This window comes from Occallatibacter sp., from assembly GCF_049510455.1.
GTDB lineage: Bacteria > Acidobacteriota > Terriglobia > Terriglobales > Acidobacteriaceae > Telmatobacter.
Genome location: NZ_JBEKYX010000004.1, coordinates 57,845 through 71,765, shown reverse-complemented (window position 1 = coordinate 71,765; position 13,921 = coordinate 57,845). Strand labels below are relative to the sequence as shown.

Here is a 13,921-nt window from a genome sequence, read left to right as displayed (position 1 = left end):
CTACCTTGCAGTGATCACATCCTGCCGCGGATGTGTGAAGGCCGCGGAGGGAATGTCGATGACAGGCAAAGATGGCCCCTCCCACAGAATTCGCGGCGCGCCATTGCTGGCATTGTGAAGCTGCTCCACGTGAAAAGTATGCAGTCCCGCGCGCAGGCCAAGTGAGCCGCGATCATAGCGCACGGCGTTGCCGATGGAACCGCAGGTATTTGCAAAGGGCGGACCGGTGCGAGCTACTTCTATGCCATCGAGAACAAGGCGCGCGCCGTCACGGTCCATGAGATGGAAGGTATAGCCGCCGTCCGCCGGAATGTCGAGAAGTCCATCCCACGCGACGGCATATCGCTCGAAGCCGCGCGCATTGGCGTTCAGGTTCGGCGACTCGCCGGTGATGACAGCGGTCTCTTTCTTGAGATCGGGCAACTCGGTCCATGAGCCCGCATAGACCTGGAACGCAAGACCAGCAAGCATGGGTCCGGCAGCCAAGGTGGCGTCCTGCCATTTGGCAACAACAACAAGACCCTGCGCGGCCCAATCCTGGCGGCCTTGATCGTCTTTGACCTGAAGAAGCACGCGGAAGCGCCCTGCGCCATTTGTGCCATCGAGATCGGAACCATCCGTATCTTTGTAAGTGTGATGAACCTTGCGGCCCTGTGCCGTGGTTCCATCGCCGAAGTACCATGTGTACGCGGCATTCTCAGACTTGCTTGCCGTAAAGAGAACATCTTGATTGGTTGCGACGATCGGTTTGTCGAGCGTGAAGGCTGCAACAGGACCGGCTGAGGGCGCGTAATGCGGCTGTTCCGCGGCATCCACAAACAGCGGCAGATCGGCGTTGTTTTCCGCCACGTGCTGGCCGTACTTTACGTTTTCAAACGTTACGCCTGACACATCGCCTTTTATGGTGGACGCAATCATTGGCGGCTGATCGAGCGCCCAGATGTTGCGAAAGGTGAAGTCTTTCAGCGCGGGCTGCTCCTGCTCCAGTTGCGCAAGCGAGTACCAGTTGTCGAGAAAGAGATTCTCAAAGGTGTAGTTCTGATGCAGGCCTTTGGCGTCCTTTGCACCCCAGAAACCGATCAGGCCGAAGTTCTGGATGCATGCGCCGATGCCTGCATGCAGAATGTCGGAGTTGCGGAGAGTAAAGTTGTGCGAGTTAAAGATCTTCTGCGGCCAGCCTGCGCGAACGATGTTAGAGATGCTGGTGGAAAGCTCGCTGTTCTCAATCAGAATGTCATGCACATCTTTGCCGGGACGCAGCATATCGGCATCCGTATAGCCATCCCAGTTGCCCATCAGCGCGATCACATCGTCTGAGGCGCGGAAGAAAGAATCGCGGACCACGCCGTTCGATGAGCCCACCCAGTCCATGCCATCCTGATTAGCGTTGCCGGGATTTCCGCCGACGATGCGCAGATCATCGAAGGTGAAATCTGAAGAATCCTTCATCTGGATGGACCAGGTGCGCGAGCGCAGAATGCAGGTGAGCCCATCAACCTCGACGTGATGCGCTTCGAGCGAATCTACGCAGTGCCAGTCAGGCTTCTGCATCCAGCCATCATCGTCATCGGGATTCTGCGGCCCGTCATAAATGATGACGCCGCGGCCCAGCAGCTTTACGTTATCTACCTGCCAGAGATTGAGGCTGCCATAAATGTATGCGCCGGGAGCCAGATACAGCGTGTCACCGCTTTTGGGATTGAGGCTCTCGTGATACACCCCTGGCGAGTAGGCTTTTACGTTCGGCCCTTTTGGAGGCGCAGGCGGCGGCGAGCCAGCGAAGAGAAAGAGCATCGATGCGTGGTTGAGAAAGTCGCGTGGGCGGCTGATCGAAAGCTTTGCCGGACCTGCCAGGTGAAACCGAATGGTCTGGCCTGTTCGCTGTGCGCGAATTCCAAGCCGCCACGGCTCTATATCTACGCCGTGATCCCAGAAGCCCGGCTCGGCGGCAGTGATCTCCACATCCACCGCGCCGGTAATATCGAAGTTCGCGAAATCGTAGCTTGCCGCGGCATGGGCCACGTCAACAGGCTTGCCGTTCACCGTGACAGTAAATGCAGTTGAGCGCAGCTCCTGCGGGACGGGTACGGGGTAGATATGCGGAGCTGCCTGCAGGAGCGCGGGAACGGCGAGGATGCAGGCAAGAAGCGTACGAACGCGGGACAAGAAACGGAGGCTCCGGATGAGGATGCGTGAACAAATTTACGATACCACTCACTACTGACGTTTCGCTGGAATTCAGTGGCGCTAGATGCCTTCACCCATCGACACATACTCAGCAAGCAGATCCAGTTGCTTGCGATAGGCCGTGCGGTCGGCCTCTTCCGCGGCAAAGGGCTCAGCCTGGCGCGCAACGCTGCCGAGCCGCGCTTCGAGATGATCCATGCGGCCAGAGAGCGCAATGAGCGCGTCTGAGAGCGGATCTTTAATCTCTCGCGGATCGGTAATGAGGATGCGCTCACCGTTGCGGTAGACAATGTGCGCAGGCACGCCCACGGCAGTTGAGTTGGGCGGCACATCCGTCAGCACCACGGAGCCTGCGCCGATGCGGGAGTTCTCGCCAACGCTGATATTTCCGAGCACGTTGGTGTTATTGCCGATGAAGACATTGTTGCAGATGGTTGGATGGCGCTTGCCGTGGCCCTTGCCGGTGCCGCCCAGCGTCACGCCCTGATAAAGGGTCACATCGTTGCCGATGACCGCAGTTTCGCCGATCACCACACCCATGCCGTGATCGATGAACAGGCGGCGGCCGATGGTGGCTGCGGGATGAATCTCAATGCCGGTGAGGAAGCGCGCCTTCTGCGAAAGAATGCGCGCAAGCAGGCGAAGATGCGCGTTCCAGAGCCAGTGCGCGGCACGATGGAACCATACCGCCCAGAGACCCGGATAGCACGTAACCACTGCAAGCCACGAGTGGGCTGCGGGGTCGCGCTCAAAAACGGTGCGAATATCTTCGCGGATGCGGTCGAACATAAGAACAGGGACCAAGGGACTAGGGGACTAGGGTTTGCTGATCCCTGATCCCTGTTTCCTGCTTTTTACAGCGTAACTGATTCCGTGGGCAGGGCCAGAACTTCCTGGCGAAGCGAATCGAAGAGCACGCTGGAGAGATAGCGCTCGCCAAAGTCCGGCAGCACAACAACGATCAGCTTGCCTGCGTTCTCCGGGCGCGCCGCCACCTTGAGTGCCGCAGCCACGGCTGCGCCAGAGCTGATGCCGACAAAGATGCCCTCTTCCAGCGGCAGACGGCGCGCTATTGCAATCGACTCATCATTAGTAACCTGAATCACTTCATCCACCAGCTTTGTGTCCAGGATAGAGGGAATGAAGCCGGCGCCGATGCCTTGAATCTTATGTGGCCCGGGCTTGCCGCCGGAGAGCACAGGGCTGTCCGTAGGTTCCACCGCAATGGCCTTGAATGATGGCTTGAGCGGCTTGATGTACTGCGCAATTCCGGTAATTGTGCCGCCTGTGCCCACGCCTGAGATGAGAATGTCCACCGCGCCGTCAGTATCGTTCCAAATCTCCGGGCCGGTGGTCGCCAAATGGACCGCAGGATTGGCCGGGTTATCGAACTGCTGCAGGATATGACCGTTCGGCGTCTTCGCCAGAATCTCATTGGCCTTGGCGATAGCGCCCTTCATGCCGTTCGGCCCGGGTGTGAGAACAATCTCCGCGCCAAACGCCTTGAGCAGCACACGGCGCTCCAGGCTCATGGTCTCCGGCATGGTGAGGATAAGCTTGTAGCCTTTCACCGCAGCCACAAACGCCAGCGCAATGCCGGTGTTGCCGCTGGTGGGCTCAATCAGAACCGTCTCGCCCGGCTTAATCTTGCCGGCTTTCTCTGCCGCGTCAATCATGGCAAAGCCGATGCGGTCTTTCACGCTGGCTAGCGGGTTGCGGCTCTCGAGCTTGACTACAACGGTAGCGGGCAGTCCGTCGGCCAGGCGGTTCAGCTTGACCAGCGGTGTGCCCCCAATCAGTTCCGTAACATTCGCGGCAATGCGCGCCATGATGTTCTCCTCTTTTTGAGCGGGAAGAATCCCCGCAGTCTAAAAATTATGTTCGGGGATTGGTGGAGCTTGTGTGGCAGGAAGAAACGCGCAGGCAGGCACACGTTAGCGTCGGAACTCTCACCAGGACGGTGTTAGCGACATCGACGCATGCGTACAGGGTAGCCCCCGTGGGTGGGGGGATGCAAGTGGGCGACGGACCGTTTTTCACGGTTCAGCGATTTCATCCTGTGTTGCGCAGGCCTGCGGCAATTCCGCTGATTGTTGCGGAGATGGCACGGTTTACTTCCGGGGTATTTTCGCCGGTGCGCTTGCGGCGCAGCATATCCACCTGGATCAGGTGCATTGGATCGACGTAGGGATTGCGCAAGCGGATAGAGTTGGCCAGCACTTCATTGCCTTCCAGCAGCTGCTTCTGGCCGGTAATCGCCAGAACGGCGCGCACGCTGCGATTGAATTCAGCCACCAGCATTTCGTAAACCTGATCGCGGAGCTTTGAGTCTTCAACGAGCGAAGAGTAGAGCTTCGCTGTAGCCAGGTCGGCCTTGCCGAGCGCCATCTCTACATTGCGGACGAGGTCGATGAAGAGTGGAAACTCGCGGGCCATCTCCTGGAGCAGCTTGAGACGCACCTTGGACGTGCCGGGAGGCGCGAGATACTGCTCAATGGCATGGCCCACGCCGAACCACGCCGGCACCAGCAGCCGCGACTGCGTCCAGCCGAAGACCCAGGGGATGGCGCGCAGGTCAGCAATGTTGCGCGAGGCTTTGCGCCGTGCGGGGCGTGACCCGATCTTGGCCTGTTCCAGCTCGCCTACCGGCGTCGATTCTTCGAAATAGGTAATGACGCTGGGGTTGTCGAGAATGTTTTCGCGGTAGAAGCCGAAGGAAATCTCCGAAAGCTCATCGAGCGCAGCCTCCCACTCAGGCTTTAAGATGCCGGTGAAGTGTCCTTTCGGATCGCGTGCGTTGGGGCGTGCCAGAGCATCAATCGAAGCGGCAATCATCAGCTCCAGGTTACGCTCGGCAAGCACCTCGTCCGCATATTTGAAGTTGAGCACTTCGCCCTGTTCCGTAATGCGGAGCTGGCCTTCAAAAGAATCCATGGGCTGCGCAAAGATGGCCCGATGCGTAGGCCCGCCGCCACGGCCCACGGTGCCGCCGCGGCCATGGAAGAGACGCAGCTTCACGCCGCACTCGCGGGCAACGGTGTGCAGATCGCGATGCGCGCGGAAGATTTCCCAAGTGCTGGTCAGCATGCCGCCATCTTTATTGGAGTCCGAGTAGCCGAGCATCACTTCCTGCCAGTTATTCCATGTTGCAACAAGTTGGCGATAGTCGGGCCGCGACCATAGCTCACGGCATATCTCAGGAGCCTGGCGCAGATCTTCAATGGACTCGAAGAGCGGCACCGGCATAAGGCCGGGATCGGTTTTGGTACCTTCCATCCGCGCTCCGCCGAGCCGCGCCAGGCGTACTACGGCGAGCACGTCATCCACGGATGCGGCGCCGCTGATGACGTAATGTCGAATGGCCTCCGGCGAGCTGCTCCGCTTGGTCTCGGCGATGACGCGAAAGGTCTCGAGAACCCCGGCCGTCTCGGTGGACAACGCTCCGGGCAGATCCGATGCAATGACGTCCGCGGCTGCTTCTTTAAGGGCTTGAGCGTGAACGCGCGCATGTTGGCGAATATCCAGCGTGTGCAGATGGAGCCCAAAGGTGCGGACCTGCAGGATGAGCGGATCGATCTGTGATTCGGCGATGCGCAGGCCGCGATTGGAGGCGAGAGAATTACGAAGAGTTTCAAGATCGTCGAGTAGTTCCCGCGCCGAGCCATACGCAGGCAGCGCCTGCGCCAGAAGTTCATGACCCTGCCCTGAAATTCCGCTCAAAGGAGGCAACGAACCGCCTACAGCAGACTCCAGAGTGCGCCGCACGCGTGCCTTGATGCAGAGGACGAATCGGCGGTAATGCTCGAATTCGAACTGCTCGCCAAAGACCTGCTCGGCAGGCACGTGGAGCTGCTCAATGTAATCTTCAAGCCGCTTGCGAAGCTCGCGGCTGACGGGAATCTGCTGAGCGCTCGAGGTGAGCAGATCGATGATGCGCTCCAACTGCCGGCGATAAAAGGCCAGCAGGTGCATGCGAGCCAGGCGGATGGCATCGCGCGTAACTTCCGGCGTAACGAAGGGATTGCCGTCGCGGTCGCCGCCGATCCATGAGCCGAAGCGCAACACTTGCGGCAGGTTGTGCGGCTCAATCTTGAGGCCGTAGACACAGCGCAGAGCCTCAGAAATTTCTTCGTAGAGCACGGGCAGCGTGGCGAAGATGGCGACATCGTAATAATCGAGGCCCATCTTGATCTCGTCGTAGACGGTGGGTCTGCGCGAGCGGACCTCGTCTGTCTGCCACAGGCTGGTGATCTCCGCGCGGATTGCGTCTTCAAGGTGCGCTAGCTCCTGTCGCGGTGTTGGGATGCGGTCAAGCGCGGCAAGAAATTCGCCGATACGGCGGCGCTTGAACATTACGGAGCGGCGAGCCACTTCCGTGGGATGCGCGGTAAAGACCGGCACAATCAGCACGCGGCGCAGCCACTCCAGCGCCTCTTCCGAGCCGATGCCCACGCGCTTCATGATGGCAAATGTTCCGGCCAGCGAGCCGCGCTGCTCAGCCGCTTCACCGGAGAGCTGCAAAGCCAGGCGGCGGCGCTTGCGATGGTTGGTCTCAGCCAGGTTGATGAGCTCGAAGTAGAAGGCAAAGGCACGCGAGAGAAGAATAGCCTGCTCGACGGGCAGCGAATGCACGAGCTTGAGTGCCTCGGCGCCCTGGCGCGCAGCCTCTTTGCGGTTGCGGCGGGTCTCGGCTGCGCGGCGGCGGATGGTGCCCTTGCGAAGTGCCTCGACCAGCTCAAAGAACTCGTCGCCTGCCTGCTCGCGCAGAACTTCGCCGAGCAGAATGCCGAGCGAACGCACATCTCGCCGCAGCGGAACAGCTTTCAGATCGCCAGAGCGGGCTTCCAACTCTGCCAGCCGCTTGGACCAACTCTCGGGACTCCACAAAAGTGCCATCGTATTTAAATTATCCACGACGTATCCACGCACGATGATGCCCCGTACCATATCTAATGGAACCGTTTGAATTTTTCAGGAGTTGATTGCATTCAACATGGCATTGACCTGGGTGCTTCTGATTATTTTTACCGCCACGTTGATTCGTTCCACATTTGGGTTCGGAGAGGCCCTGGTTGCAGTCCCTCTTCTCGCGCTGTTTATCCCCATCACAGTCGCAACTCCGCTGGCTACCCTTCTGTCCGTCACCATAGGAGGGATCGTCGTTCTTCAGGACTGGCGGCGCATTCATCTCCGCAGTGCAAGCTGGCTGATCGCAGCAACCATCTTCGGAATCCCGATTGGTCTGCTTCTTCTCACCAGCAGTCATCCCACATCGGTCAAGGTTGTCCTGGCCCTAACCATCATCGGTTTTTCTCTGTATTCGCTGCTTGCATCCAGACGAGTCATTTTGCAGCAGGATGATATTCGACTACTGCTCGTGTGCGGCTTCGCCGCCGGCATTCTTGGCGGCGCCTACGGGATGAACGGGCCGCCACTCGCCATCTATGGAACCATGCGGCAGTGGACTGCACAGCACTTTCGCGCTACGCTTCAGGCATATTTTCTGCCGGCCAGTTTGATAGCTCTCGCAGGATATTGGTGGGCAGGATTGTGGGTTCCCGCAGTGACGCATTATTACCTTGTATCGCTTCCCGTAGCAGTTCCGGCCATATTTCTCGGCAGGTTCCTCAATCACCGCATGGAGCGTGAAGGGTTCGTTAAGTATGTCTACTTCGGCCTTGTCGCAGTTGGCCTGATTCTGCTGCTTGAAGCCGTTCATGGAAAGCTGTAACCATTTCAAACACGCATGAATCTGACAATCGCGCAGTCGGAATAGCTCTCGCTTAAATCGATTGTTCTTCCAGATGAAGCATCAACTCTTCCCACTCAGCGGTAAGGGCGGTGAGCTGCGTGCGCAAGTCTTCTGCAAGCGTGGTAAGCCGCTGCGTCTCCTGCGCGGAAACAAATACAGCAAGCTGCTGTTCTGTATGCACAATGGAAGACTCAACGCGCGGGATCTCTTCTTCAAGAAACGCGCAGCGGTCTTCCATCTGCTTCTGCTTGATGGGATTGAGGCGTTTTGGTTTGTCCTTCGTGGATTCGGAGTCGCGATTGGTTTCGGCGGGGGCTAAAGCCCCATCTTTTTCCTGTGGTCTTTTCGGCACGGCTAAAGTCGTGCCCTGATACGAATCTGGTGCCGAGGTTCCGGCGAGGAGCCCTTCTTTGCGCCGCAAGTAATCTTCGTAATTGCCTTCATGGCTTATTACGGTGCCGTTCTCCACTTCCAGCACGCGCGTGGCCAGCCTGTCGATGAAGTAACGGTCATGCGAGACAAACACAACGGTGCCCGAGAAGTTGGCGATGGCCTCAAGCAGCACGTCTTTCGCGCGCATGTCGAGATGGTTCGTCGGCTCGTCGAGCAATAGGAAATTAGAAGGAGAGACAAGAATGCGCGCCAATGCGTAGCGGTTGCGCTCGCCGCCGGAAAGCACGCCGAGCTTCTTGAATACATCGTCGCCGCTGAAGAGGAAGCACCCGAGCAGCGAACGCAGCTCAGGCTCAGGCACCTTCAAAGCGGCGCGGCTGATGTCGTCCAACATGCGCGCTTCGGGATCGAGGACCTTGTACTGGTCCTGCGCAAAGTATTCGCTGACGACGTTGTGGCCCAGCTTTACTATTCCCGTTGTCGGCGCTTCGACCCCGGTGAGCAGCTTGATGAGGGTGGATTTTCCCGCTCCATTGACGCCGACGAGCGCCACGCGATCTCCGCGCTCAATGCCGAATCGCACATTGTTGAGTACATGCTTTTCGCCGTAACTTTTTGACAGCCCTTCAGCCTCTACAACCATGCGGCCCGAGGGCGGCGGCTGAGGAAAGCTGAAGTGAATAACGGGCTCTTCCTCGGGAATCTCGATGCGCTCGATCTTTTCGAGTTCCTTGATACGGCTCTGCACCTGCTTGGCCTTGGTGGCCTGGGCGCGGAAGCGATTGATGAAGGCTTCAAGATGTTCGATCTGGCCGCGCTGATTGCGATACGCCGCTTCAAGCTGCGCGCGGCGGTCGTCTTTCTGCCGCAGATATTTGGTGTAGTTGCCCTGATAGATGTTGAGCCGCTTGTTCCATATCTCCACGGTGCGGTCGATAGTCACATCGAGAAAATAGCGGTCATGCGAGATGAGAATGTATCCAAATGGATACGACTTCAAATACTCCTCAAGCCAGTTGCGGGTTTCGAGGTCGAGATGGTTCGTCGGCTCGTCCAGCAGAAGCAGGTTCGGCTTGGCGAGGAGCAGCTTGGCCAGCGCAATGCGCATCTGCCAGCCGCCGGAGAACTCATCGGTTCTGCGCGACCAATCCTCTTTACCAAAGCCGAGGCCGGTGAGCACAGAACCAACCTGCGCGCCCAGCGCGTAGCCATCGAGCGCATGAAAGCGTTCCTGCAAAAGAGAAAATCGCTCCGCAGTGGACTCGTACTCCGCGCTTGCATGATCCAGTTCGGACATGCGCGCGCCAAGCTGTTCTATCTCGCGCTCCATGGCGTGAATCTCGTCGAAGACCGTGAGGCACTCGTCAAAGATGGTGCGCCCCGTGAGAGGCAGACCCTCTTGCGGCAGATAGCCGATGCTCATGCCGCGTGTCTGCTGAATTTCGCCGTAGTCGAGTTGCTCCATACCGGCAAGCACTTTCATCAGCGTGGATTTTCCGGTGCCGTTGGCGCCCACAAGCGCGGTTTTTTCTTTTGCGCGGATGAGCCAGTTGGCTTCCATGAACAGGACACGTGGTCCAAAGCGTTTTCCCGCATTTTGAAGAGAGAGCATTCAAACCTAATTTTCGCAGAGCAGGTTACGAATGGGGAGTGCATCCGTTGGCCAGAATGCAGTTTTCAAACGCTTTATGCCGGCACGTACACCTGGAGTGTTATGACTCAATGGCTTGAAAGTAACAAAGCGTTCTACCACCTGCAGCCAAATCCGGAAGTACCCCTGAGAGTCATGACGATTACTATTTGCATCTGCTAACTCATGGAAATTGTTTGAATTACAGGCGTCATTCCGAAAGAATCACTATGGAAGAAGTTTCGCCGGTTCTCTATGACTACAAGCTTTTGTTTGCAGACACAGAGAGTCAGTGGCGCAGCCGGGACGTTGCCGACCGGACAACTTAGCAGTTTTGTATGCTGCACGATTAGACAGCATCAAAACGCAATGCTGGATGACATAACCCGTACAGAAGAACAATCATTCCTGTCAAAAATCAGGCGCAGGACAGGCCTATAAAACAGAGAGGGAATGAAGTTGTTTTCCAGTTCGGGCGGGCTCCTGAGAAAACGTGAGAGTGTAGTTTTGAAGTTCTTCTTGAAGTGCTCCTTGGTTTGTACAGGATTTGTGTTGAGCATGACTCCGAGCGTATACGCCGCAGGCCAAAGTTTGTTCGCCAATGGCCACTTTACGTCTCCGGTGGAGTCGAGTTCAGCTCGCGAGCTGGGGCCAGTTCGATATTTTGAACCCAAAGCTCCACCTCCGCCACCTTCCGGCCGTACTTCGCCGCCGGTCCGCGCTCCTGAGATCGATCCCGGCGCAGCTGTCGGAGGAGTCTCCCTGCTTGCCGGCATGTTGACCGTCATGCGCTCACGGCGCCGCAGCTAGGACAGTACGCCCTGAATTCTTTTTCCAATCCCGCGTGGACCGCGAACGCAAGTTCCCGGTCCGGCCTCAGCACTCGTATGCCTTCGCATATACTGGGGCGCATTCACTTGTTCCTGATGATCGTGGCGATCGATGCCGCGATTCTGGCGAGCATAGTGCATGTTGGTCTGCTGATTGCTCCGCTGGCGCCTATTGGCATTGCGGCGCTTGCTGCGTTTACCTGCCTTGGTTACCGGACGCTCAAGGCCATGCGTCTCCCCTTGCAGTTCCGCGGCGGTCTCTTCGCCCTTCATCTTATCTGCGTGGGAGCGGCGTGGTGTGCTGCTCTTGTTTCCCGGCATGTAGATGGCGCCTGGGTTCTGGTCTCTTCCGCGGCCATCAGTCTTGTAGTACTGGCGGGACTGGCTCTCGCCGCGCTGGCCTGCATTCCGTTCGGCGCATTCAAGGAAATGATTCATGCCACGGGCAAACTGTGGCTCTACTCGCTGCTGGTGGGCGTGGCGGCCTGGTGCCTGCGGTTTCCGATGCAGACCGCTTGGAACATGAGCATCCTGGCACAGGGACGGGTTTTGCAGGTTCTTGCCTTTCGTTCGGCTGCGTCTGTTCTCAGATTAATGCTGCCTTCCGTTGTAGCCGATCCGGCAACCTTCCTCTTAGGCACCGATCGCTTTCGCGTAACCGTGGAAGCAGCTTGTTCCGGTTTCGAAGGGTTGGGGTTGATGCTGATCTTCACCACGGCGTGGCTGCTGTTCTTTCGCAAGGAGAACCGCTTTCCGCAAGCGCTGGTGCTCATTCCATGCGCGCTTGCTGCCGCATGGGTCTTGAACATAGCGCGGCTCGTGGTCTTGATACTGATTGGCAATGCGGGAGCGCCTGAGGTAGCGATGGTTGGCTTTCATTCGCAAGCAGGATGGATTGCCTTCACCGTTGTGGCATATTTGTTCGCCATGGCCGCGGGCAAGTTACGCTGGGTTCGCCGATATTCGTCTGCTTCGCCTGGATCAGGCAGTTATGTACACGATCTGGAGATTCCGGCTCCTGCTGGTCCTCGCGCGTGGGCAAACACAGAATCGGAATCTCCAGCCACTGCAGCCTATCTGGTTCCGTTTCTGGCGATTCTTGCTGCGTCCTTCATTTCCCGGGCCGCTTCAGGACATTTTGAGTGGCTCTATCCGCTGCGGTTTGTGGCAGCAGGCTGGGCACTGTGGCATTACCGCAAAACATATAAGACCATTCAATGGCGATTTGGCTGGGAGGCGTTGGCGGTTGGCGCGGCTGTATTTCTGGTCTGGATATTTCCGCACTTGAGGGAAGCGCAGCCGGTTGCAGCGGCATTGGGCACGGAGATGAACCAACTTTCTCCCGCTGCTCGCTGGGCATGGATTTCGATTCGCATAGCCGCAGCCGCGATTACGGTTCCTCTGGCTGAGGAGCTCGCCTTTCGCGGGTTTCTGGCGCGCAGGCTTGTAAACCGCGGATTCGATGGCCTTCCACTCGGCAAGCTGACTGTGATCTCGATACTAATTTCGTCGGTCGTCTTTGGGCTGATGCACGGTCAGCAATGGATGGTGGGCACCGTGGCCGGGCTGGCCTTTGCCCTGCTGGCTCGATACAAGGGCCAGCTTGGCGATGCGGTTGCGGCACATGCTGTAAGCAATCTGCTGCTGGCAGCGTGGGTGCTGATGCGCGGCGACTGGGGCCTCTGGTAAAGCTTTCTGCACGCAGGCTTCAAGCGTTTTCCTCTACATAAAAAGTAATTTGCCAGCGGCTGCAAAACCGCGATACTCTCCTTGCGAATACTGAATCAGTAAATCGCTTTTCACGGGGATAAAACGAGATGAAGCCCAGAGTTGGCGCAGCGCTGTTTTTCGCATTGATCTCATGCGTGGGGGTTGCCGCGCAGAAGCAGCCTGCGGATAGCGCGGGCGCTTATACGACCGGTAAATATCGCAATCTGCTGGTGGAAGCCGGATACTCCAAGCGGGCTGCTCACGAGAAGATCGAAGCTACTTTTCAGCAGCTCTTTCATGGTGATCCGCAGACGCAGGCCATTGCCTTTGCCGCGGGCAAAAATGAGAATGGCCCGCTGATGTATGTGACGGACTGGGCCAACCACGATGTGCGGACTGAAGGCATGTCGTACGGGATGATGATTACCGTCCAGCTCAACAAGAAGGCCGAGTTTGACGGCATCTGGAACTGGGCTAAGACGTATATGTATATCAGTGACCCCAAGGCGCCGAGCTACCAGTACTTTGCCTGGAGCTGCAAGACTGACGGAACGCACAACTCGGAGGGCGCAGCGCCGGATGGGGAATCCTATTTCGCGATGGCGCTGTTGTTTGCGGCTAACCGCTGGGGCAATGGCAAGGGAATCTATGACTACCAGGCCGAAGCAGAGAAGATTCTGACGGCGATGGTGCATCGGCCGGAAATCACTGGAGAGATTCAGTGGCGAGGCAAGACTGTAGCGCATACGGTGGGACCGATGATGCATGACGATCCGCCGATGATCCTGTTTGTGGCGGACAAGACGCCGCATCCGTTCACGGACCCTTCGTATCATCTGCCCGCATTTTATGAGTTGTGGGCGCTGTGGGGACCGAAGGAAGACCACGACTTCTGGACGAAGGCTGCGCAGACGAGCCGGGATTTCTTTGTAAAGACTACGGACCCGAAAACAGGGTTAGCTCCGGCGTATGCGAACTTTGATGGCACTGCGGTGAAGTCGGGGTTTGTGCAATCAGACAAGTTTGGCTATGACGCATGGCGCACGGCGAGCAACTGGTCTGTGGACTGGTCGTGGTGGGGCAAAGCGCCCGCGGAGCGCGAGCTGAGCGACCGCATTCAGGCATTTTTCGAGTCTCAGGGTATCGACAAATATGGGCCGGTGTATACGCTGGACGGCAAGGACCTGGGCTCAACGCCGGGGCTCACGCATGAAGATCATCCGGCGGGCCTGGTGGGAACAAACGCAGTTGCGGGGCTGGCGGCGACAGACCAGGAGCGCGCGAAGCGATTTGTGAAGGCGTTGTGGGAGACACCGGTGCCAAGCGGGCAGAGCCGCTATTACGACGGAATGCTCTACATGATGAGCCTGATGCACCTGGGCGGCGAGTTCCGCGTGTGGGGACCGAAGTAAGTGAAAG

9 protein-coding genes are annotated in these 13,921 nt (G+C 57.9%); 4 read left to right on the top strand and 5 right to left on the bottom strand.

Annotated elements, in window-relative coordinates; translation table 11 throughout:
• The 4 genes from ABSG47_RS01455 to ABSG47_RS01440 form a co-directional block, all read right to left on the bottom strand.
• Positions 1 to 2,166, bottom strand: coding sequence for a PKD domain-containing protein (locus ABSG47_RS01455; RefSeq protein ID WP_424165431.1), 2,166 nt, complete (start codon positions 2,164 to 2,166; stop codon positions 1 to 3).
• Between the two features lie 81 nt (positions 2,167 to 2,247).
• Positions 2,248 to 2,976, bottom strand: a complete 729-nt coding sequence (gene cysE, locus ABSG47_RS01450) for a serine O-acetyltransferase (RefSeq protein WP_424165428.1) — start codon at positions 2,974 to 2,976, stop codon at positions 2,248 to 2,250.
• Positions 2,977 to 3,041: 65 nt separating this feature from the next.
• Positions 3,042 to 4,016: a cysteine synthase A gene (cysK, locus tag ABSG47_RS01445; RefSeq protein WP_424165426.1), complete on the bottom strand. Its 975-nt coding sequence runs from the start codon at positions 4,014 to 4,016 to the stop codon at positions 3,042 to 3,044.
• A gap of 223 nt (positions 4,017 to 4,239) precedes the next feature.
• Positions 4,240 to 7,083, bottom strand: coding sequence for a phosphoenolpyruvate carboxylase (locus tag ABSG47_RS01440; protein ID WP_424165423.1), 2,844 nt, complete (start codon positions 7,081 to 7,083; stop codon positions 4,240 to 4,242).
• A 97-nt stretch (positions 7,084 to 7,180) separates the two neighbouring features.
• Between ABSG47_RS01440 and ABSG47_RS01435 the strand changes: the two genes are divergently transcribed.
• Positions 7,181 to 7,918 carry a sulfite exporter TauE/SafE family protein gene (locus ABSG47_RS01435; RefSeq protein ID WP_424165420.1) on the top strand — a complete coding sequence of 246 codons (738 nt, stop codon included), beginning with the start codon at positions 7,181 to 7,183 and terminating at the stop codon, positions 7,916 to 7,918.
• Positions 7,919 to 7,970: 52 nt separating this feature from the next.
• Here ABSG47_RS01435 and abc-f read toward each other — a convergent pair whose 3' ends face one another.
• Entirely contained in the window at positions 7,971 to 9,944 is a 1,974-nt protein-coding gene (gene abc-f, locus ABSG47_RS01430; RefSeq protein WP_424165418.1) for a ribosomal protection-like ABC-F family protein, read from the bottom strand.
• A 576-nt stretch (positions 9,945 to 10,520) separates the two neighbouring features.
• Here abc-f and ABSG47_RS01425 point away from each other — a divergent pair.
• The 3 genes from ABSG47_RS01425 to ABSG47_RS01415 all read left to right on the top strand — a co-directional run bounded on the left by ABSG47_RS01425 (position 10,521) and on the right by ABSG47_RS01415 (position 13,914).
• Positions 10,521 to 10,772: a hypothetical protein gene (locus ABSG47_RS01425; RefSeq protein WP_424165415.1), complete on the top strand. Its 252-nt coding sequence runs from the start codon at positions 10,521 to 10,523 to the stop codon at positions 10,770 to 10,772.
• Between the two features lie 77 nt (positions 10,773 to 10,849).
• A complete protein-coding gene (gene xrtE / locus ABSG47_RS01420) occupies positions 10,850 to 12,481 on the top strand; it encodes an exosortase E/protease, VPEID-CTERM system (RefSeq protein WP_424165412.1) in 1,632 nt (543 codons plus the stop codon).
• 128 nt (positions 12,482 to 12,609) lie between these two features.
• Complete coding sequence (locus ABSG47_RS01415) at positions 12,610 to 13,914, top strand: family 8 glycosyl hydrolase (protein ID WP_424165409.1); 1,305 nt, start codon at positions 12,610 to 12,612, stop codon at positions 13,912 to 13,914.
• Positions 13,915 to 13,921 lie beyond the last annotated feature (7 nt).